Here is a 19,441-nt window from a genome sequence, read left to right on the forward strand (position 1 = left end):
TCCCCCGCCTGCGGGGAGGGTTGGGGAGGGGCAAGCGGAAGAATTCCACACCACGACACTCAACGTCGGAAATACAGCCCCTGCATCACCACGTTCGACAGAAAGCAGCGCTGAAAAGCGCCCCATCCCGGCCTTCCCCCGCAAACGGGGGAAGGAGCGGAACGTCGTGATGGCGAGGTGATCTCATCTCCCCACCGAATCACGACCGGCGAAGTTACGGCATCGACCCAGCCATACCGCACTGGCACACGGAAACATCCCCTCCTCCGCTTGCGGGGGAGAGTTGGGTGGGGCAAGCGGAAAAATCCCGCGCCACAACACCCAACGCCGGCAACCGCCCCACACCACCACGCCCGTCAGGACATGACGGCCGAAAAACGCCCCGTCAGGGCCGCCCCCATTCGATACTGACCACCTGCGGTTCCTGCCCGGTTTGCTCCAGCCCAAGGAACACGGCTTCGCTGCCGCGGTCATTGCAAAGCGCCACATAGATGTGGATGTGTCCTTCCCACCGATCGGGCGGCTCGCTTGTCACCGTGTCGATCGGTTCCTCCAGGTAGCCGGTCATCTCTTCGTAGCACTGCTTCAGTTGGGCAGGCGTGCAGTCGGCTCCCAGCTTGGCACCCATCATCTGGTGGGCAGCCTCGAATCGGCCGTCGATCAGGTGGTAGGCAAACCGCTCTCCCGCCTCGATGGCGGCTTCCTCTTCCTCGAGGGTCAGCGGATCGCGCCCCGCTTCGGCCTCCGAATCCTCATCGTCGATCTGTTCACCCAGCGCCGCATTGGTCTGCAACAAGGCCATCAGTTCCTGCTGCAGATCCTGCATCGGACCCGGTGCATTCATCATCGCAGTCAAGCTTTCAGGCAGCCCCATATCAATACTACCCGGCGGATCAACGCCATCGACCAGCCCTGCTTGCCCGCTCCGTCGGTCATTGCGCAAAGCACGGGCGCGGCGTGCGAAGTCGAGGTAGACCGATTCCTTCAGGCCATTGAGTTCCCACGCCCTGTCCAGTGACGCCGCAAGATTGAAGGCTTCCTCCGCCGCGGCGTAGTCCTCCAGTTCCATCAGAACCAAGCCGCGCCAATGCGCCCAAGTCTGTTCGGGAAACAGATCCAGCGCCATGCCATACAACTGTTCGGCTTCGCGCAGGCGCTCGTGCCGGGCCATTCTGTTGTCCTCCGCCCGTGCGGCGGTTCGCCGGGCCAGACTGACGATCGCCGATGCCGCCCGCTGTTTGATGCGATCACTCATAGGTCACGCCCTTTCCCGTTCATGCGTAAGGTCTTCGTTGGAGTCATTCAACCTTCATCATGCCATCATGCGATGCGCTTCCCGCGTGCTGGCCTTTGCCTGTTCTTCTCTTTTTACCCACGGATAACCGCGATAACTTCGCCTTTCCCGTGACAACGAAAACATTGGCTCGAAAACGCTCAAAGTTAGTCGACAGGACCCAGCGCCAGCGCCAGACTCCGACGTCTGGAGCTCATCGCTCCTTTGCATGGAAGTACCTCTTTCGTTGTCCGCGAACTCATTCATCGTCGTCACTGGACGGCGAGCGGAAAACCTACTTCATCGTCGGGAGGCAGATACTGGCAGGCTTCGGCTCTTCCACCCTCTGGCATCTGCCCGCCGCTTTGCGGCTGCTGGCAATTATCGGGCTCACGCTTGCAATCCACCAGCGCCCCATTTCCAGATCAACCTGAAAGAAGAACTTCGAGATGTCCCGATCACGTTCCACCATCACACTCATGATGCTCTGTCTCATGGTAGCGACAACTACCCAGGAAACGCTGGATCAGCCCCCGAAAGGAAATACCATGACTTCAACGACAATGGCTTCCCAGGACCCCGCGAGCATCATCGCAACTCATATCCCGGCCGGATATCGTGAAGTTGCCAGACGCAACGTCACCGTCGACAAACAAAAAGCTGAGCTGGTTCGCTACGAACGCAAGGATGCTCGCAACGCAGCGCTCGGAGGCGAACATTTCAGCGCCGTCATAGCGAACGATGGTCGCCTGATGGGCTTTACCCGCATGGACCTCGACCTCGCCGGAGGCGAACTTCCCACACGAGACGAAACGCAGGAAATCGCCATGGACTTTCTGCGGACTGTTGCACCCGACCTCCTGCCGGGAATGAAACTCAGCTGGATCGAACCACATGACGAACCACTGCGCGTGATTCGCAACGGCAAGACGGAGAACCTGACACTCACAGGCATGAAAGTGAAGATGCGCAACACCGCCGACGGCCTCTGGATGTGGGTCATCGTCGGAGCCGATCGCAAGGTGATGGTGTTCGAACGGGACATCCATTGGATCACATTCCCCGGCCATCGCGGCACTGAAAAATGGCTCCATGACACATGGCTGTCTGAGAATGGATATAAAGTTCGAGACTCCTGAGCATTCTGGCAAACTGAATCTGAGGAGAACATTCCTATGGTCATGCATCTCAATATCCAAGGAAAAGCCCGGCATCGCCGGGCTTTTCCTTGGATTAAAACTGATCGACGGACTCACTTCACCTTCGCGTAAGTCCCCTTCAATGCCACGCCCGACATGATGTTGCCGGCGTAGCATTCATAGTTGGTGGGGCTCTTGAACTCGTTCTTCTTGAAGTAGCTGGTGATGTCGATCACCGCGTTGGCGCCGCGCGCCTTGGCGCTTTCCTGGAAGGCCTTGAGCACCGACAGGGCGACCCAGCGGCAGGATTCCACATCGTTCTTGCCGACGCCGTTGGTCTTCTTGTTGGAGACGTCCTCGCCCATGCGCGAAGTCACCGCGGGGTGGGCCTGGCCGGACAGATAGAACCGCACGCTGCCGTCGATGCCGGCTTCCTTGGCCTGCGGCGAGTCAATCAGTTCCTGCAGCGGCAGTTCCAGGCGGGTATCGCCGGCAAAGGCGTTGGGCGGGGCGATGGACAGGGTCAGCAGGGCGGCGGTGAGCAATCGTTTCATGTCGGCACTCCTTGTAGTGAAAGAAAAACGGTATCAGTCCTGCCAGCGGCGGAAGATCAGCGAGGTGTTGATGCCGCCGAAGGCGAAGTTGTTGCTCATCACGTGTTCGGCCCGCAACTCGCGTCCTTCGCCGGTGATGTAGTCCAGGTCGGCGCAACGCGGATCGCGCGAGTCGAGGTTCAGCGTGGGGGCGAACCAGCCCTCGCGCATCATTTCGATGGTGGCCCAGGCTTCATAGGCGCCGCAGGCGCCCAGGGTGTGGCCGACGTAGCTCTTCAACGAACTGATCGGAATGCGCGGACCGAATACCTGCGCGGTCGCGGTGGTCTCGGCGATGTCGCCGTGGTCGGTGGCGGTGCCGTGCGCGTTGACGTAGTCGATGGCGTCCGGCGTCAAGCCGGCGTCTTCCAGCGCCAGCCGCATCGCTTCGGCCATGGTGTCGGCGCTGGGCTGGGTAACGTGCTGGCCATCGCTGTTGGTGCCATAACCCACAATTTCAGCCAGGATGTTCGCGCCCCGCGCGCGCGCATGCTCCAGTTCTTCCAGGATCAGCGTGCAGGCACCCTCGCCCAGCACCAGGCCGTCGCGGTCGGCGTCGAACGGCCGCGGCGTGGTCTGCGGATCGTCGTTGCGCACGCTGGTGGCGAACAGGGTGTCGAACACCGCTGCGGCGGTGGCGTCGAGTTGTTCCGCGCCACCGGCGACCATCGCGATCTGCTTGCCGAAGCGGATCGCCTCGTAGGCGGAACCCACGCCCTGGCTGCCCGAGGTGCAGGCGCTGGAAGTGGTGATGACCCGGCCGGTCAGGCCGAAGAACACGCCGATGTTCACCGGCGCGGTATGGCTCATCATCTTCAGATAGGTGGTGGCGTTGATGCCGTCAGTGGTGTGCTCGTTGAGCATCCGGCCGAAGTCACCGATTGCGCTATGAGTACCGGCCGAGGAACCGTAGGACACCCCCACCCGGCCGCTGCGCAGCAACGGCTCGCCCAGCAGGCCGGCCTGTTCCAGCGCCAGCTCGGTGGCGCGCACCGCCATCAGCGCGACCCGGCCCATGCTGCGGGTGGTCTTGCGGTTGTAGTGCGCGGGCAGTTCGAATTCGGCGGCGGGCGCGGCCAACTTGGTGTTCAGGCCCTCGTAGACATCCCAGTCCTGCATGTGGCGCACCGCGTTGCGGCATTCGCGCAGGCGCAGATGCACGCTGGACCAGTCGTTGCCCAAAGGGCTGATCGTGCCAGCGCCGGTGATCACCACGCGTTTCAGTCGTGTATCGCTCATCCGATCAACCCTCCATTGACGGAGATGACCTGGCGGGTCACATAGGCGGCCGCGGGCGACAGCAGGAACGCCACCACCGCGGCGACTTCCTCCGGCTGGCCCATGCGGCGCATCGGGATCAGCTTGAGCGCTTCCTCGGCCACTTCGCCGGCCACCATCTCGGTGTTGATCAATCCGGGGGCGACGCAGTTGACGGTGATCTCGCGACTGGCCAGTTCCAGCGCCAGCGCCTTGGTCGCACCGATGATGCCGGCCTTGGCGGCGCTGTAATTGGCCTGCCCGCGATTGCCGACCAGGCCGGACACGGACGACAGGGTCACGATGCGGCCGGGTTTGCGTCGGCGCACCATCGGCATGGTCAGCGGATTGAGCACGTTGTAGAACGCGTCCAGATTGGTGTGAATCACCGCGTCCCAGTCCTCCCCGCTCATCGCCGGGAAAGCGTTGTCGCGCGCGATGCCCGCATTGCAGACCACGCCGTAGTACGCGCCATGCGCGGCGACGTCGGCTTCCAGCGCCTGCGCGGCGGCGGCGCGATCGCCCACGTCGAAACCCATCACCCGCGCCTGCCGGCCAATCGCGCGGATCTCCGCGGCCACGGCCTCGGCTTCCTCCCCCCGGCTGCGGTAGTGCACCACCACGTCAAACCCGTCCTGCGCGGCACGCAGCGCGATCGCGCGCCCGATGCCACGGCTGGCCCCGGTAACCAGGACCGTCGAGTCTCCACTCATGCTTGCTCGTTCTCCAGATAGGCCATCGCGTCCGGTGGTTCGAACACCGACACGTTGGCGCTTGCGATTTCGTCCCCGTTCGCCTCGATCCGGCAGGCGAACATCCCCAGGCCATTGTCGCCCAACATCTCGCGAATCGCCTCCACCCGCAGCAGGGTGCCGGCCGGGAAATGGGGCCAGATGGACTGGTACCGGCGGGTGCCCAGCAGGAAGCCGATGTTCGGCTCGCCACCGGCCTGGCGGGCGCGGCAGCCGGCCCAGGCGGCGATCGCCTGGGCCATGTACTCCACTCCGACCCAGGCCGGGACGCCGGCTTCCTCGCTGAACGGTCCGTCCGCCGGAACCCGCACCTCGACCGCCACCCGGTCCTCGTCCCAGCCGAGCAGGCGGTCGATCAGGCGCAGGGTGCCGCGATGCGGGATGACCCGTTCGATGTCGTACAGCGGATGCGCGATATGGATGCTGTCGCCCTGCATCATCCGGCTCCCAGCAACAGGACGGCGTTGCTCCCGCCAAACGCGAACGAATGGCTGAGCACATGCCGCAGCGGACACGCGGCGCGTTCACCGGGGACGGCGAAGCGCAGCGGCGCCAGCTCCGGATCCGCCTCGCCATCCCACCAGTGCGGCGGCAGTCGATGTTCGGGATTGGCGGCCAGCGCGAGCCAGGACAGCCCGGCCTCGATCGCGCCCGCCGCGCCCAGGGTGTGTCCGGTCAGCGGCTTGGTCGAACTCACGGGTGTATCGGGCCGCATCGTCGCGGCGACGGCGCGGCTTTCCATCGCGTCGTTCTGCGGGGTGGCGGTCCCGTGCAGGTTGACGTAGTCGATGTCGTCCGCGTGCAGGCCCGCGCGCGCCAACGCCTGCTGGATCGCCGCGATTGCACCCACGCCCTGCGGCTCCGGCGCGGAAATATGGTGGGCGTCGGCGGTCTCGCCCCACCCGGCCAGCCGTACAGGGCCGGAATCACGGGTCATCAGGAACAGCGCCGCGCCCTCGCCGATGTTGATGCCGTTGCGATGACGCGAAAACGGGTTGCAGCGGGCGGCCGACACCGATTCCAGCGCGCTGAAGCCGTCGATGGTGAAGCGGCACAACGAATCCGCGCCGCCGGCGATCACCGCGTCGACGATGCCCGCGCGCAACAGCCGCGCACCCGAGGCCAGCGCCTTGGCGCTGGAGGAACAGGCCGTGGAAATGGTCCAGGCCGGACCATGCACGCCTGCCTCGGCGGCGATGAACCGCGCCGGCGTGCCGATTTCCTGCTGGGCATAGTGGAACCCGGCAGGCCACACGCCATGCGCGTGCTTGAACGGCAATGCCTGTTCGGACTCACCGATGCCCGAGGTGCTGGTTCCCAGCACCACCGCCACGCGATCCGCGCCATGGCGTTCGATCGCGGCGGCCACCGCGGGTGCGATCTGGGCGAACGCATCGCGCAGCAGCGCGTTGTTGCGTCCCCGCAGTTGCAGCGGACAGTCCGGGAGATCCGGCAACGGCGTGGTCACCGTGCCCAGCACCAGCGGGCGTCCCGGCGTGAGCGCCTCGCTGACGCCGGCCCCCGCCGGCGAATCGCTGGCGAACAGCGCCGCGGCGACCGCGTCAGGTCCGCGTCCCAGCGCGCAGGTGATGCCGAGTTCGTTGAGGAAGACCGACGCGGTGCTCACGGGACCGGTTCTCCACCCACCGTCTGGATGTCCAGCGCGTAGCCTTCGGCCAGATTGCGCAGCCGCAGACGATCCGGCGCTTCGCGGATGAGCACCAGCCAGGCGGTACCGTCCCGCAGCAACCGCCGTTCGCGTCCGTCGTCCTCCACCCGCCATTCGGCCGGCAACGCACCGCGCACGGCATCCACCGGCCACAGCGCGAACTGGAGATCGTCCAGCACACGCTCGCCGCGCACCGCCGGCGGCAACCAGGGCGCGCGTTGCTGTCGCAATTCCCGGCCGTCCCATTGCAGGCGCACGCCGGACTGGCCGAGCGCCTGCACGGCCAGCCGCACTTCCTGCGCATCCACTTCCAGCAAGGCATCCAGATCGCGTTGTTGCGCGCCAAACTCGAAATGCAGGCGCTGCTGCACCGCCAGCGGCTCGCCCAGCGCGGCCGGCGCCAGCCGCAACGCCGGCAACGCGACCGCCGGCGCCGGCGCGCGATGCGCGCAGGCGGCCAGCAGGCACAGCATCCCCAACAGGACGATCAGGCGTCGCACAGTTCCTCCAGCACGCGCAGGCGGCGGCCGGTGTCGGCGACATAGGGGTTCTGGGTATCCCAGGCATAGCCGGCCAGGATCGAGCAGATCATGCGACGAATCTCCGGCTGCTGGTCAGGATGGAAAATGATCTTCTGGAAGCCGCCTTCGTACCAGGCTTCCACGAAACGGCGGAACGTCTGCACGCCCGCGCGCAGTGGTATCGAATAGTCGTTTTCCCAGTCCACGGTTTCCCCCGCATACCGGCGCCGCAGGCAGTCGGCCGCCAACTGCGCCGACTTGAACGCGATGGTCACGCCCGAGGAGAACACCGGATCCAGGAATTCGCCGGCGTTGCCCAGCAAGGCGTAGCCGGATCCCCACAGCGAGTTCACGTTGGCCGAGTAACCGGTGATCTGGCGCACCGGCAGCACCGCCCACTCGGCGTTCTTCAGCAACCGGGTGAGGTTGGGATCCTCGCCGACGATCGCCTGCAGGCGCTCCAGCTCCGTGCCCGGATAGCGATTGAGGAACTCCATTTCCGCGACCACGCCCAGCGAGCAGCAGCCATTGGAGAACGGGATGGTCCAATACCATACGTCGACGTGCTCGGGGTGGGTGGTGATCAGGATCTTGTTCCGATCGAAGCCGGCATCCTGCGCGATGTGGTCGCGAACGTGCGTGAAGATGGCCCCGCGCACCGGAAAATTCGATGGTGATTCCAGTTTCAGCAGCTTGGGCAGCAGGCGACCGAAGCCGCTGGCGTCCAGCATGAAGTCCGCTTCGACCTGGTAGATCTCGCCCTCCGGCGAGCGCACGGTCACCCGCGGGCGCTCGCCCGGTTCGGCCGCCAGCACCTCGTGCCGGTAGCGGACCTCCGCACCCATCCGCTCCGCGCCCTTGGCCAGCACGTGGTCGAAGTCGGCGCGCTGCACCTGGTAGGTGGTGCCCCAGCCCGGCGAGAACTTGTCGCGGAAATCGAACTGCGTGGTGCGCTCACCACGCACGAACGCGGCGCCGTTCTTGTACTGGAAGCCGGCTTCCACCACGTCCCGCAACAGGCCGGCGGCTTCGATGTATTCCATGCTCTGCGGCAGCAGGCTCTCGCCGATGGAGAAGCGCGGGAACTGCTCGCGCTCCAGGATCAGGACGCTGCGCCCCTGCTGGCGCAGCATCGCCGCCGCCACCGAGCCCGCCGGGCCCGCACCGATGATGAGGATTTCCGTTTGTTCGACTTTCATTCCGTAGGACTCGTGTTCGTGGATGGACGGGGACTGGCCGATGGGCGGGCCGACGGGCGCGCCGATGGGCGGAACAACGGTGAAACCAGCCAGACCAGGCCGATGCCCAGCAGCAGCGTGAGACCGAAGGCGCGCAGCGCCGGCGTGGCCGACAGGGCCAGCAAACCGAATGACAGCCAGGTGCTGGCTGCGCCGATGCAGACCGCCATCCACGCGCTGGCGTCGCCACGGTGTTCGGTCAGGAAGATGCCGTAATCGATGCCCATGCCGAGCAAGAGCAGCAGGGCCAGTACGTTGAAGAGCTGCAGCGGCTGCCCGGCCAGGCCCAGCAGCGCCACGGTCAGCGCGCCGGCCAGCAGCGTCGGCAGCATCACCCGCCACGCGCCGGCGCGATAGCGCCACCACAGCAGCGCGTACACCAGTACCGCACCGGCCAGCAGCAAACCGCTCATCAGGTGGCGATGGTGGCGAAGCAGGCGCGAGAAGTCGGCGGTGCGGTCGACCCAGCGCACACCGGGCAGCTGCGCGGCCTGTTGCTCCAGCAACGCCAGCGCACCGTCGCGTCCCAGATCATCGATCAGCACCACGCTGGCCAATTGCCCGCCCACCTGCCCCAGCCACTGGTGGCGGAACGGCGCGGACACCGGCGAAGCCAGCCATGCCTCGGGCCGCAGGGCCGTGGCGCTGAAATCCGGTCGCGCCAGCGATTCTCCCAGGGCCTGTCCAACCTGCGTCATCACCGCGCTCTCCACCCGTCCGGTCAGCGCGGCATCGGCCTGTTGCCGGCGCTGCGACGGCAGCCAGTCGCTGATCGCGCGATGGCCGCCGATGCGGCCATCGGCTTCCAGCTTGCGCAGGCGTGCGGTCAGGGCCTCTTCTCGTTGCAGCAGGGTTTCGGCGTCGCCGGCGCGAATCAGGAAAAACTGCGCCGGGCTCGGCATCCCCAGCAGTCGCCCCACTTCGATCTGCTGGGTCATCACCGCCGGCGGCGAGGATTGCAGGCTGCGCAGGTCGTCATCGCCGCGCACGCGCAGCAGGCCGGCGACCAGTACCACCGCCAGCAATACGCCCGCCACCATCCAGCCACGGCTGCGAACCGCGCGCGGCCAGCGGTCCAGCGAATGGCCAATCACCTGCGAGAAACGCGTGTCGCGAACCTGACCACCGTCGAGCCAGGGAAACAGGCAGATCACGGTCAGGAACGCTCCCGTCAATCCGACCACCGAGAACAGCGCCATCTGCCGCAGCCCCGGAAACGGCGCCAGCCCCAATGCCAGATAGGCCAGCGCGCTGGTCGCCAACGCCAGCCACAGGCCGGGCAGCAGATGGCGCAGCAGGGTCCAGCGCCGCTCCGCCGCCACGCCCTGGCGCGAGGCGAACCAGTGGATGCCGTAGTCCTCGGCCACGCCGACCAGACTGGCGCCGAAAATCAGGGTCAGCAGATGGACCTGACCGAACACCAGCGCGGTCACCGACAGCGCGGTCGCGCAACCGACCACGAGCGAGGCGGCCACCAGCAGAATCGGGCGCAACGAACGGAACGACAACCAGACCAGCAGCAATACCGCCGCCAGCGAGCCCCAGCCGATGGTGTTGATTTCGCGGTTGGCCTGCACCGCCGCCGCCTCGGCATGCAGCGGCACGCCCGCGCGCAGCACGCGCACCGAAGGCTCGGCCGTGCGCGCGGTGGCGCCGGCGCGATCCAGCGCATCCTGGATGATGCGTTCGCCGTCGAGCCGGAACGCGGAGGCACGGGTCTGGAACGTCAGCACACTCCAGTGCAGGCCGTCCTTCTCCAGCAGGCCGTCCTCGCCGACACTCAGGCCCGACGCCTGCGCGCGCGCCTGCCACCATTGCGGCCACAGGCCCAGCGGATCCTGTCGCCACTCCGTCAGGCGCGGCGCGCCCATCGGTCCGTACAGCGCCGCCAGCGCCTGCTCGGCGAAGGCGCCAACCTCGGTTTCCGCCAACTGGCCGCGCTGCGCGGGCGTCAGCAGGCGATTCCGGTACGGCGCGTAGAACGCCTGCGCCTTTGGGAACCAGTCCGCCGCGTTGTCAGCCGGCGCGAACGGCAACCGTGCGACGTCCTCGCCCGCCAGCGAGCGCCGGAACGCCGCTTCGGCCCGTTGCGCCCGCGCCGGTTCGGAGGCGCCCAGCATCACCACGATCTGGCGCGCGCCGGCATCGGCGATGCGTTCGGTGGCATCGGCCAGCACACGATCGTCGGCGGCCCGCGGCAGCAGCGCGAGGATGTCGCTGTCAATGGGCGGGTGCTGCCAGAACCGCCACTGGTGCACCGCGACCGCGACCACCACTCCCAGCCACAGCAGGGCCAGCCAGCGCCAGCCCGCGCGCCAGCGTCGATCCCGGGCGTCCAGGCCTTCAGTCAAAGCAGCGCGCCTCGTCCGCACTCAGGCTGGCCGGAGCGTCCTTCAGTTCGGAAAAACGCAATTGGGTGCTGTCGCCGTTGGCCTCCTCGATCCGCACCTCGCGCACGTAGCGATCACCGCTCAGCACGATCCGCGCGAACGCTTTCGCCAGCGCCGCCGAGCGTGGCTTCAGGCTCAGCCGCCAACCGTTGTCCGGCAGCGCCTGCGCCTGGGTGTCGAAGCGCGAGGACAAGGCCCCGACATCGCCGCTGACCAACGCGAACATCATCGCGTTGACCGAACGCAGCGCCGGTTGTTCGCGTCCGTCCACCTCGACCCGCTGACTGCCGTCGCGCTGGCGGCTGAGGATGCGGTCGCGGGTGATCACCACCTCGGACGGGAACGGTTTTTCCGTGGCCCAGATCACGCCCTGCTGGCGCGACACCACGAACCGGCCCTGCGAGCGCAGCGGGTTCCTGAAGCCGGTGATCCGCTTTTCCTGATCGAACCGCCCGCGCAGCACTTCCACCTGGGCGACGCGCTGCTTGACCACCGCCAGATCGTCCGCGGCGCGGGCGGGCGGCGGCCACGTGATCGCGGCCAGCGCCAGTACCGATGACAACAGAAAGCCCGACCACCGTTTCATGCGACCTGCACTCCCAGCCGTTCCCACAGCACCGGCGGACACACATAGAGCATCTCGCCTGAAGCGGCATCGACCGCCACCTGGAGGGTGTGGGCGCGGGTCAGGACCTGTCCGGATTCGGCGTCGCGGATGGCGTATTCCAGCTTCAGCCGGTTCTCCCACTCCACGATTTCCGCACGCACCACCAGTGGCTGCGCATAGCGCAGGGGGCGGATGTACTTGATGCGTGCATCCACCACCGGCCACAGGAAGCCGGAAGCCTGCATCTGCGGATAGTCGTAGTCGAACCGTTGGAGCAGCGCGCAGCGGGCCAGTTCGAGATACTTGAAGTAGTTGCCGTGCCAGACCACATCCATGGGGTCGCAATCGTGAAATGCGGGCGAGAGCGCGATTTCGCGGGACAGGTCAGGCGTCGGCATACAGGCTCCAGCGCCGCTCACGGACGTCCCCGCACAGCGCACGCAGTTCGGTATCCAGCGCGCGGTCTTCCTCGACCAGGGCGATGCGCCCGCGCAGATCCGCGTACATCGCCGCGGCCTGTTCGCCGAACGCGGCCGAACCACCGGCCCGGGCGCGCAGTTCCACCGCCTGGCGCGCGGCGATCAGCATGGCCGCGACCACCTGCTCGGTCAGCGTGATCACGCGCAGGCAGTCGCGTGCGGCGATCGTGCCCATGCTGACCTTGTCCTGGTTGTGGCATTCGGTCGAGCGCGAGAACACCGAGGCCGGCATGGTCAGTTTCAGCGCCTCGGCGGTCCACGCCGACACGCTGATCTGCAGGGCCTTCAGACCATGGTTGATGGCCGCGCGCGGACCGGTCGCGGCGGACAGGTTGGACGGCAGCCCGTGGTTGAACCGGGTATCCACCAGCAGCGCCAGCTGGCGATCCAGCAGGTCGGCCAGATTGGCGACCGCATTCTTCATCGCATCCATCGCGAAGGCGATGTGGCCGCCGTAGAAATGTCCGCCGTGCAGGATCTGGCCCCGCTCGGGATCGATCAGCGGATTGTCGTTGGCGCTGTTGAGCTCGGTTTCGATCAACTGGCGGAAGAACGGAAGCGCGTCTTCCAGCACGCCGATCACGTGTGGCGCGCAGCGCAGCGAATAGCGGTCCTGCAGGCGCTGCTCGTTGCGCGGCGGGCGGTCGCTGTGCAGATCCTGGCGCAGGCGCGCGGCGGTTCGCGATTGACCGGGATGCGGCTTGGCGTCGAACAGCACCTCGTCGAAGTGGTGCGCGTTGCCGTCGCTGGCCAGTACGTTGAGCGCGGTCAGTCGTGTCGCCAGCCGGCCCAGGTAATCGGCCCGTTCCCAGGCCAGGCAGGCCAGCGCGGTCATCACCGCGGTGCCGTTCATGATGGCCAGCCCTTCCTTCGGCCGCAGCTTCAGCGGTGCCATGCCGATCTCCGCCAGCGCCTCGGCGGCGGGGCGGCGCACGCCGGCATGGATGACCTCGCGCTCGCCGCACAACACCGCCGCCACGTAGGACAGCGGGGTCAGGTCGCCGCTGGCGCCCACCGAGCCTTCCGCCGGAATCAGCGGCAGCACGTCGTGCCGGAGCAGGTTCTCCAGCCCGTCCAGCAGGCCCTGGCTGACCCCGGACATGCCGCGCGCCAGCGATGCCAACCGGGCCGCGAGCACCGCGCGGGTTTCCTCGGCGTCGAGGAACCGCCCCAGACCACAGCCGTGGTAGGTGTAGAGATGGTGCGGCAGTTCGGCGACCAGTTCCGGCGGAATGTTGACCGTGCAGGAATCGCCGTACCCGGTGGTCACGCCGTAGATGACGCCGTCTTCGCGCAGCACGCGATCCAGGAAGTCGGCGCCGCGCGCGATCCGCGCGCGGAAACCGGCGTCATCGGACAGGCGGGCCTCGCGCCGCCGGCGCGCCAGCGCCGTCACGTCCTCGATGCGCAGCGGGGCATCGCCGAACCGGACCGCGCCGGCGTCACTCTCGGGGGGAAGCGTCATGCGTAACCTGATCCCAGAAGGGGAAGAAATTGAACCAGTCGTAGGGAGCGCCGACCAACTGGCGCTCCAGCCATTGTGCGAACCGTCCGGCATGTTCCGCCAGCGCCGCGTCGCGCGAACCGCGTGGCAGGCGCACGACCTCCGCGAACGGCTCGAACCGGACTTCGTAACCATCGCCGGCATGGGTGCAAGCCATCGTGAATACCGGGCATCCCAGCGCCGACGCCAGCGCGTAGGCGCCGATCGGAAACGCCGCCGTATGTCCCAGGAACGGCACCCGCACGCTGCGCCCGCCCTGCAACGGCACCCGGTCGCCGGCAATGGCGACGAACTCGCCGGCGGCGATGCGCTCGGCCAGCACCGTGGCGGTGGCCGGCCCCAGTTCGGTCACCTGCATCAGGCGCACGCCGTTGGCCGGATCCAGCCGATCCAGCAACCGGTTGAAACGCGCGGCGTGTGCGGTATGCACGAGCGCCGTGAGCCGGAAGCCCGGAACCCGATCGGCCAGCGCCTGGCACAGTTCCAGGCAGCCGATGTGGGCGGTGATGATCAGCCCGCCACGGCGCTGCGCGACCATCGCCATCATCACGTCGCGGTGGGTGGTGACCTTTTGCTCCGGATATCGGTGGCCCATCGCCAGGATCTTGTCCAGCAGGGTCTCGGCGAACATGAAGAAATGGCGCAGGCTGCGCCGGGCGCCGGGCTCGCGGCCGAACACGCCGCGATCGTGTGCATGCAGCCGACGCAGGTATTGCAACGACGCGGCGCGCGCGGTGCCATTGCCCAGCCAGTGCAAGAACACGACCGGGTAGACGCACAGCCGGAACGGCCAGCGTCCCAGCCAGCGGTGCACGCCGCAGAGGAAGCGCACGCCAGCCACCGAGGTGGACTCGGCGATGTCGGCCCAGTGCGGTTGTCCGGCGTCGCTCACGCGGGCATCGTCCGGCCGCGCAGCAGCCAGCGCGGCAGGCGCCGCAGCATGCCGAAGAACAGCCGCGCATGCATGCGGCTGATCCGCACGTTGTCGCGCCAGACATCGAAATGCGACACGCCGTCACTGGGATAGGTCACCCGGGTCGGCAGATTGATCACCGCCATGCCACGCCAGAACAGCCGCACGATGATCTCGACGTCGAAATCCATCCGCCGTCCGATCGGCTCCTGTGCCATCAGCGCCAGCACCGGCGCCAGCGGATAGATGCGAAAGCCGCACATCGAATCGCGGATGGCGAACGACAGCGTGTTGATCCAGACCCAGACGTGGGTCAGGTAGCGTCCATACAGGCGCCCCTTGGGCACGCTGTCGTCGTATTCGGGCACGCCGCAGATGATCGCGTCCGGCTGCTTCCGCGAAGCCTCGGCGAAACGCGGAATGTCGCCGGGATCGTGTTGCCCGTCGGCGTCGATCTGCAAGGCGTGGCTGGCTCCCAGCCGCGCGGCTTCGTGAAAGCCCGCCATTACCGCGCCGCCCTTGCCCTGGTTCCGGGCAAACCGCAGCAGTCGCACACGCGGCGCATGCGCCCGGGCCAGTTCATCCAGCACCTGCGCGCAGGCCGGACCGGAACCGTCGTCCACCAGCAGGCAGTCCAGGCCGGTGGCGAGCACGCCCCCGACCATCGCGCCGATCGCGTGTTCGTGATCGAACACCGGAATGATCACCAGCATGCGTTCGTCCTGCATCGCTCAGCTCTCCGCCTGCGCGCCGAACACCACCCGGCCGCTGGCATGCGGACCATGCGCGGAGGTGTACTGGAAGGCCAAAGTTGCCTTTTCCGCGGCCCATTGCAGGTGCAGGCGAATGCGATCGCCGGGGCGCGCGACCCGCTGGAACTTCAGCGCCTCCATGCGCAGGAACCGCGGCGGCATCGGGAATACTTCGCGGCCGAACCGGATCGCCCAATCCAGTTGCGCCACGCCGGGCAGGATCGTCGCCTGCGGGAAATGGCCGTCGAACACCGCCAGATCCGCATCGAGATCCAGCTCGAGTTCGGCGACCGCGGATTCGCGCACGCGCCAATGCGGTTCCGGGCGCTCGGGCCGGAACAGCGCGGTCAGCGCGCGCTCGGTGACCTTGCCCTGCGCGTTCACCGGCAGGGCCGCGGCGTAACGCCAGCGCCGCGGTCGGATCACCGCGTCGTGTCGACTGGCCAGATGCTGGGACAGCAGCTGCGAGAACGCGCGCCGCCCCTGGCCACGCAACAGTTCCCAGCCCGCCTCGCTGGGCACCACCACCGCCACCAACGCGTCACGCGTGCCGGGCAGCACGCAGACGCGCGCCTCGGCGACTCCCGGATGGATGCCGATGTCCCGTTCCAGCGCGTCCAGCGATACCCGGCGCTCCTCGATCTTGACGATCCGGTCCGCGCGCCCGAGCAGTCGGAACCCGCCGCCTTCCGCGCTGACCTGATCTTCACTGGTCCACCAGTCCCGTGCCTGCGCCAGGTGCGGCGAGCGCACCTGCAAGCGTCCGTCGTCGATGCGCCAGTCGACACCGGGCAAGGCTCGCCAGGACGGCAGTTCGCTGTCCCAGCGGCGCCAGGCGATGCCGCCGGTCTCGCTGCTGCCGTAAATCTCGGTGGGGGCCACGCCCAATCGCTCGCGGGCTTCCAGCGCGGCTTCCGCCGCCAGCGCGCCGCCGGATGAAAACACGGCCCGCAACTTCCCCCGCAGGGCGTTCCAATCGAGTTGTTGCGGCAACCGTTTCAGGTGCGCCGGGCTGGCCACCAGCAGCGAAGGCTGCACGGCCAAGGCGGCCAGCAGATCCTCATGGAAGAAGGTCCGCGGCGCGATCGGCCGGCCGGACGCCAGCGGCCAGAGCACCCGGAACAGCAGCCCGTAGATATGCTGGTGCGACACCGTGCCATGCACCGTGGCGGTTCCCGCGTCGGCGCCGAAGGCCGCCTCCAGCGCTTCCACTTCCCGCGCCAGCTGATCCAGACGCTTTTCGATGGCCACGGGTTCACCGGTACTGCCGGAGGTGAACACCACCAGCCGGGCCGCCGCTTCATCCAGGGGCCGCAGATCCTGCTCGCCCGCCGACGCCGCGGCCACCAGACCACCGTCCGGGAAATCGCCCGCGAACCCATCCACCTGGCCCGCCAGGCGTTCACGCGTGGCGGGCAGGTTGTCGGCGCACAGGAACACCCGCTTGCCCGCGTGCCAGGCACCGAAGAGGGCGGCGGCGAATGCCAGGGCATCGTCGAAACAGAGTGCCCAGTCCTCTCCCCCGGCTTCTGCGAATGCCGTCCGCCACTCCAGCACGCTGGCCCGGAACGCCGGATGCTCCCACCCGGGGCCCACCTTCCGCCCCACGCGGGGCTGGACGGCGATGCGATCCAGCGGCAACCACTCACTCATGCCGGTGCGCCGCCCGCACGCGCTGCCGCACCAGCCATTCGCCCGCGAACAGCGCGCCCATCAGCAGATAGGCGATGCCGCCGTTGTAGAGCGCCCAGACGCGATCGGTGGTCCATAGAGCCGTTGCCAGCGCCAGCGCGCCATTGAAGATGAAGAACACGCACCACACCTGGGTGACCCGTCGGGTGTAGGCGACCGCGCGCGGCGGCAGATCCGGTTCGCTCAGGCGGGCGATGCGCTCCACCACCGTGGGTGGAAACCGCAGGCTCACCGCGAACACCACCAGCATCACCGCGTTGACCAGCGCCGGATACAGCTTCAGCGGCAGCGCATCGTTGAACAGCGTGGTCAGCCCGGCCAGGATTGCCGCCCCGCCCGCCGCGGCCAGCCAGACCGGCTGGCGGGTGGCCAGCGCGCGCAGCAGCGCCAACGCCATCAGCAGCAGGGCCAGCCAGCGCGGCTCGAACCGGCCCAGCGCCAGATAGACGACCAGCGGATAGGCCAGCGACAGCGCGATGAACAATGCCGCGCGGACCCGGTTCGCCATGAACGCGCCGCGCCTTGATCAGGCGGCTTGGTCGCGGATCAGGCCATACAGCACGTCGACGACGTCCTGCACCGTGCGGACGGTCTTGAACGCATCCGGCTGCAGGTTGCGGCCCAGCAGCGGCTTGAGCTGGACGATCAGATCGACCGCGTCGATGCTGTCGATGTCCAGATCGTCGTACAGGCGCGATTCCGGCGTGATCTTCGCCGGATCGATTTCGAAAGTGTCGTGCAGGATCGTGGCGATCCGATCGAATAGTTCGTTCTTGGTCATGTCTCTCCCCTCGCCGCGTACGTCACGCCGCCCGCTGCGATGCCACGAATTCGGCCAGCGCGCGCACGCTGGCGAAGTGCCGGCGGGTCTCCTGCGAGTCCGCCGACAGGCTGACGCCATAGCGCTTCTGCAGCGCCAGGCCCAGTTCGAGCGCATCGATCGAATCCAGCCCCAGTCCCTCGACGAACAGCGGCGCCGCCGTGTCGATGTCATCGGGACCGATGTCCTCGAGGGACAGGGCGGTGATGATCAATTCCTTGATCTCGTGCTCAAGTGCCTGCACGCGTTTCCTCTCTCCGAAAAAGGTGTCGTCAAACAAAAAGAAAGTTCGTCAAATAGTCGGTGAGCCGCCTGGCGGCTGCCGCGTCCCCTCCGGTTCCGGGCTCGGCGGCATTCAGGAACCGTGCGACTGGCAGGTCTTCCTGAACGTCCACCACCACATGGAACCGGCGCGTGGGCACACGATACCATTTCTCCCCTTTCCCCAGCGTCATCGGCGTGCAGCTCAACCTCACCGGCGTCACGTCCAGACGGCCCCGGACGGCGATGTTGGCGGCACCGCGCTGCAGCCTGGGTGGCTGCCCGCGGACGGTCCGCGTGCCTTCCGGAAAGATCACCAGATTGCCCCCCGCCTTCACCGCCGCGATGCAATCCTCCACCAGCCCGGCGCCGTCGTCGTTGGATACGTAACCCGCGGCCCGGACCGGCCCCCGCATGAAGGGATTCCGGGCCACCGCCGATTTCACCACGCAGTCGGCGTTCGGCAGCAGCGACACCAGGAACACCACATCGATCAGGGTGGGATGGTTGGCAAGGATCAACAGCCCGTCGCGCTGGAGGCGCTCGCGGTGACGGATCTCGTAGGTCAGCAGCCCCAGCCGGCGCATCAGCTCCACATGCGCGGCGAAACTGCGCTGCACGGTCCGCCGGACCAGTCGCCGCCGCCGCCGCGGGTCGCGCACTAACCATTGCATGGGCGGGAACACCAGTACCCGCAGGACCAGCCCGCCCAGGCCGAACGCCAGGAAACTGAGGCCGGTGCCGAGCACCCGCCAGAGGTGGTTCAGGCGATCACCCACCGTGGCGCCACTCCCACTGCTGGGCGTCCACCCGGTGCCGCAATGCCCCGGATCCGGTCAGCAGGAAACGCAGGACTTCCAGGCCGTGCGGCAGGTCCGCTGGCGGCGCCTGCCCGGTTTCCGTACCCGCCCCGCAGGCAAGGGAGACGCGGATGCCTTCCCGATCCGCGGGCGCCACCCGCCAGCACCAGGCATGGAAGGGGTCGGGCTCGTCCCTGAAATCGGCATAGACCTCGGGCAGGGCCGCGTCGTAGATCACCACCAATACCTCCGGCGCGCCGTCCCCGAGCAGCCCGGCCGCCTCCACCAGCGCCGTTTCCGGGGTGGCCCGCCCCGCCGCCAGCGCCAGATAGTTCCCGCGTTCTCCCCGCACGATTGAATACAGCGCGGCGATCGCGTTGTGCACGGACAGGCCGAAACTGGTGGGCGACAGGGTTTCCCGCCGACTCAGCGCTTCCAGCAGTTGCACCGAGCAGGCCACGTCGCCATGCCGCGATGCGAACACGAACGGAATGCCTTCCGCTTCCGCGCGCTGGCACCAATAGGCGGTCTGGATGGCCATCCGGCCCAGGCGATCGATGCGCCGCCGCTGCATGGCCGGCACTTCGCCCAGGGCCGGTGTGCCGTCGCCGACCGGAATGAAGGGTTTCCGTGCCCACGCCCGCCAGGCCTCGGCCGTCTCCAGTCCGGGCGCCCAGGCGGCCCACTCGGCGATGGTGAACTGAATATTCACGATGCTGCGTACCGCCTGTTTTCTGCGAGCGCCTATTCCAACGGATGTGCCCCGAATCCGCCACCGTGA

General features: G+C 67.4%; 21 protein-coding genes. 1 reads left to right on the plus strand and 20 read right to left on the minus strand.

What is annotated here, in order from left to right:
* Positions 1–385 precede the first annotated feature (385 nt).
* Positions 386–1,255 carry a tetratricopeptide repeat protein gene (locus AC3DEZ_RS12720; protein WP_488388547.1) on the minus strand — a complete coding sequence of 290 codons (870 nt, stop codon included), beginning with the start codon at positions 1,253–1,255 and terminating at the stop codon, positions 386–388.
* Between the two features lie 467 nt (positions 1,256–1,722).
* On the opposite strand from AC3DEZ_RS12720, the gene AC3DEZ_RS12725 reads away from it, so the two are divergent.
* Positions 1,723–2,412: a hypothetical protein gene (locus AC3DEZ_RS12725; RefSeq protein ID WP_488388548.1), complete on the plus strand. Its 690-nt coding sequence runs from the start codon at positions 1,723–1,725 to the stop codon at positions 2,410–2,412.
* 113 nt (positions 2,413–2,525) lie between these two features.
* Here AC3DEZ_RS12725 and AC3DEZ_RS12730 read toward each other — a convergent pair whose 3' ends face one another.
* Genes AC3DEZ_RS12730 through AC3DEZ_RS12820 form a run of 19 tightly spaced genes read right to left on the minus strand, consistent with a single transcriptional unit; the run spans position 2,526 to position 19,372 of the window.
* On the minus strand, positions 2,526–2,966 hold the full coding sequence (locus AC3DEZ_RS12730; protein WP_488388549.1) for an excinuclease ATPase subunit: 441 nt from the start codon (positions 2,964–2,966) through the stop codon (positions 2,526–2,528).
* 33 nt (positions 2,967–2,999) lie between these two features.
* Positions 3,000–4,244 (minus strand): beta-ketoacyl-ACP synthase, encoded by a 1,245-nt coding sequence (locus tag AC3DEZ_RS12735; RefSeq protein ID WP_488388550.1) that lies wholly within the window; start codon positions 4,242–4,244, stop codon positions 3,000–3,002.
* Positions 4,241–4,975 (minus strand): 3-ketoacyl-ACP reductase FabG2, encoded by a 735-nt coding sequence (locus AC3DEZ_RS12740; RefSeq protein ID WP_447102294.1) that lies wholly within the window; start codon positions 4,973–4,975, stop codon positions 4,241–4,243. Before AC3DEZ_RS12740 ends, AC3DEZ_RS12735 begins: the two co-directional genes overlap by 4 nt.
* Positions 4,972–5,451, minus strand: a complete 480-nt coding sequence (locus AC3DEZ_RS12745; protein ID WP_488388551.1) for a hotdog family protein — start codon at positions 5,449–5,451, stop codon at positions 4,972–4,974. The genes AC3DEZ_RS12740 and AC3DEZ_RS12745 overlap by 4 nt, the downstream gene beginning before the upstream one ends.
* Positions 5,451–6,641 (minus strand): beta-ketoacyl-ACP synthase, encoded by a 1,191-nt coding sequence (locus AC3DEZ_RS12750; protein ID WP_488388552.1) that lies wholly within the window; start codon positions 6,639–6,641, stop codon positions 5,451–5,453. Before AC3DEZ_RS12750 ends, AC3DEZ_RS12745 begins: the two co-directional genes overlap by 1 nt.
* Positions 6,638–7,183, minus strand: a complete 546-nt coding sequence (locus AC3DEZ_RS12755; protein WP_488388553.1) for a DUF3261 domain-containing protein — start codon at positions 7,181–7,183, stop codon at positions 6,638–6,640. The genes AC3DEZ_RS12750 and AC3DEZ_RS12755 overlap by 4 nt, the downstream gene beginning before the upstream one ends.
* Positions 7,171–8,403 (minus strand): NAD(P)/FAD-dependent oxidoreductase, encoded by a 1,233-nt coding sequence (locus AC3DEZ_RS12760; RefSeq protein ID WP_488388554.1) that lies wholly within the window; start codon positions 8,401–8,403, stop codon positions 7,171–7,173. Before AC3DEZ_RS12760 ends, AC3DEZ_RS12755 begins: the two co-directional genes overlap by 13 nt.
* Positions 8,400–10,793, minus strand: a complete 2,394-nt coding sequence (locus AC3DEZ_RS12765) for an MMPL family transporter (protein WP_488388555.1) — start codon at positions 10,791–10,793, stop codon at positions 8,400–8,402. The genes AC3DEZ_RS12760 and AC3DEZ_RS12765 overlap by 4 nt, the downstream gene beginning before the upstream one ends.
* Complete coding sequence (locus AC3DEZ_RS12770) at positions 10,786–11,418, minus strand: LolA family protein (protein ID WP_488388556.1); 633 nt, start codon at positions 11,416–11,418, stop codon at positions 10,786–10,788. Before AC3DEZ_RS12770 ends, AC3DEZ_RS12765 begins: the two co-directional genes overlap by 8 nt.
* Positions 11,415–11,837 carry an acyl-CoA thioesterase gene (locus AC3DEZ_RS12775; protein ID WP_447102301.1) on the minus strand — a complete coding sequence of 141 codons (423 nt, stop codon included), beginning with the start codon at positions 11,835–11,837 and terminating at the stop codon, positions 11,415–11,417. Before AC3DEZ_RS12775 ends, AC3DEZ_RS12770 begins: the two co-directional genes overlap by 4 nt.
* Positions 11,824–13,383, minus strand: coding sequence for an HAL/PAL/TAL family ammonia-lyase (locus AC3DEZ_RS12780; protein WP_488388557.1), 1,560 nt, complete (start codon positions 13,381–13,383; stop codon positions 11,824–11,826). Before AC3DEZ_RS12780 ends, AC3DEZ_RS12775 begins: the two co-directional genes overlap by 14 nt.
* Positions 13,361–14,314: a lysophospholipid acyltransferase family protein gene (locus tag AC3DEZ_RS12785; protein WP_488388558.1), complete on the minus strand. Its 954-nt coding sequence runs from the start codon at positions 14,312–14,314 to the stop codon at positions 13,361–13,363. Before AC3DEZ_RS12785 ends, AC3DEZ_RS12780 begins: the two co-directional genes overlap by 23 nt.
* Positions 14,311–15,063 (minus strand): glycosyltransferase family 2 protein, encoded by a 753-nt coding sequence (locus tag AC3DEZ_RS12790; protein ID WP_488388559.1) that lies wholly within the window; start codon positions 15,061–15,063, stop codon positions 14,311–14,313. The genes AC3DEZ_RS12785 and AC3DEZ_RS12790 overlap by 4 nt, the downstream gene beginning before the upstream one ends.
* A gap of 3 nt (positions 15,064–15,066) precedes the next feature.
* Positions 15,067–16,740, minus strand: coding sequence for an ApeI family dehydratase (locus tag AC3DEZ_RS12795; protein WP_488388560.1), 1,674 nt, complete (start codon positions 16,738–16,740; stop codon positions 15,067–15,069).
* Positions 16,733–17,287, minus strand: coding sequence for a COG4648 family protein (locus AC3DEZ_RS12800; protein WP_447102306.1), 555 nt, complete (start codon positions 17,285–17,287; stop codon positions 16,733–16,735). Before AC3DEZ_RS12800 ends, AC3DEZ_RS12795 begins: the two co-directional genes overlap by 8 nt.
* Before the next feature lie 18 nt (positions 17,288–17,305).
* Positions 17,306–17,560: an acyl carrier protein gene (locus AC3DEZ_RS12805; protein ID WP_141452713.1), complete on the minus strand. Its 255-nt coding sequence runs from the start codon at positions 17,558–17,560 to the stop codon at positions 17,306–17,308.
* A gap of 22 nt (positions 17,561–17,582) precedes the next feature.
* Positions 17,583–17,843 carry a phosphopantetheine-binding protein gene (locus tag AC3DEZ_RS12810; protein ID WP_447102307.1) on the minus strand — a complete coding sequence of 87 codons (261 nt, stop codon included), beginning with the start codon at positions 17,841–17,843 and terminating at the stop codon, positions 17,583–17,585.
* A gap of 28 nt (positions 17,844–17,871) precedes the next feature.
* Positions 17,872–18,639: a lysophospholipid acyltransferase family protein gene (locus AC3DEZ_RS12815; protein ID WP_488388561.1), complete on the minus strand. Its 768-nt coding sequence runs from the start codon at positions 18,637–18,639 to the stop codon at positions 17,872–17,874.
* On the minus strand, positions 18,632–19,372 hold the full coding sequence (locus AC3DEZ_RS12820; RefSeq protein WP_488388562.1) for a beta-ketoacyl synthase chain length factor: 741 nt from the start codon (positions 19,370–19,372) through the stop codon (positions 18,632–18,634). Before AC3DEZ_RS12820 ends, AC3DEZ_RS12815 begins: the two co-directional genes overlap by 8 nt.
* Between the last annotated feature and the right edge of the window lie 69 nt (positions 19,373–19,441).

It is taken from the genome of Pseudoxanthomonas sp. 134C1 (assembly GCF_057773065.1).

Bases quoted from the DNA above. Each gene is read 5' to 3' on its own strand.
- AC3DEZ_RS12720 (WP_488388547.1), bottom strand. From the start codon at position 1,255: ATGAGTGATCGCATCAAACAGCGGGCGGCATCGGCGATCGTCAGTCTG.
- AC3DEZ_RS12725 (WP_488388548.1), top strand. From the start codon at position 1,723: ATGTCCCGATCACGTTCCACCATCACACTCATGATGCTCTGTCTCATG.
- AC3DEZ_RS12730 (WP_488388549.1), bottom strand. From the start codon at position 2,966: ATGAAACGATTGCTCACCGCCGCCCTGCTGACCCTGTCCATCGCCCCG.
- AC3DEZ_RS12735 (WP_488388550.1), bottom strand. From the start codon at position 4,244: ATGAGCGATACACGACTGAAACGCGTGGTGATCACCGGCGCTGGCACG.
- AC3DEZ_RS12740 (WP_447102294.1), bottom strand. From the start codon at position 4,975: ATGAGTGGAGACTCGACGGTCCTGGTTACCGGGGCCAGCCGTGGCATC.
- AC3DEZ_RS12745 (WP_488388551.1), bottom strand. From the start codon at position 5,451: ATGCAGGGCGACAGCATCCATATCGCGCATCCGCTGTACGACATCGAA.
- AC3DEZ_RS12760 (WP_488388554.1), bottom strand. From the start codon at position 8,403: ATGAAAGTCGAACAAACGGAAATCCTCATCATCGGTGCGGGCCCGGCG.
- AC3DEZ_RS12770 (WP_488388556.1), bottom strand. From the start codon at position 11,418: ATGAAACGGTGGTCGGGCTTTCTGTTGTCATCGGTACTGGCGCTGGCC.
- AC3DEZ_RS12775 (WP_447102301.1), bottom strand. From the start codon at position 11,837: ATGCCGACGCCTGACCTGTCCCGCGAAATCGCGCTCTCGCCCGCATTT.
- AC3DEZ_RS12780 (WP_488388557.1), bottom strand. From the start codon at position 13,383: ATGACGCTTCCCCCCGAGAGTGACGCCGGCGCGGTCCGGTTCGGCGAT.
- AC3DEZ_RS12790 (WP_488388559.1), bottom strand. From the start codon at position 15,063: ATGCAGGACGAACGCATGCTGGTGATCATTCCGGTGTTCGATCACGAA.
- AC3DEZ_RS12795 (WP_488388560.1), bottom strand. From the start codon at position 16,740: ATGAGTGAGTGGTTGCCGCTGGATCGCATCGCCGTCCAGCCCCGCGTG.
- AC3DEZ_RS12800 (WP_447102306.1), bottom strand. From the start codon at position 17,287: ATGGCGAACCGGGTCCGCGCGGCATTGTTCATCGCGCTGTCGCTGGCC.
- AC3DEZ_RS12805 (WP_141452713.1), bottom strand. From the start codon at position 17,560: ATGACCAAGAACGAACTATTCGATCGGATCGCCACGATCCTGCACGAC.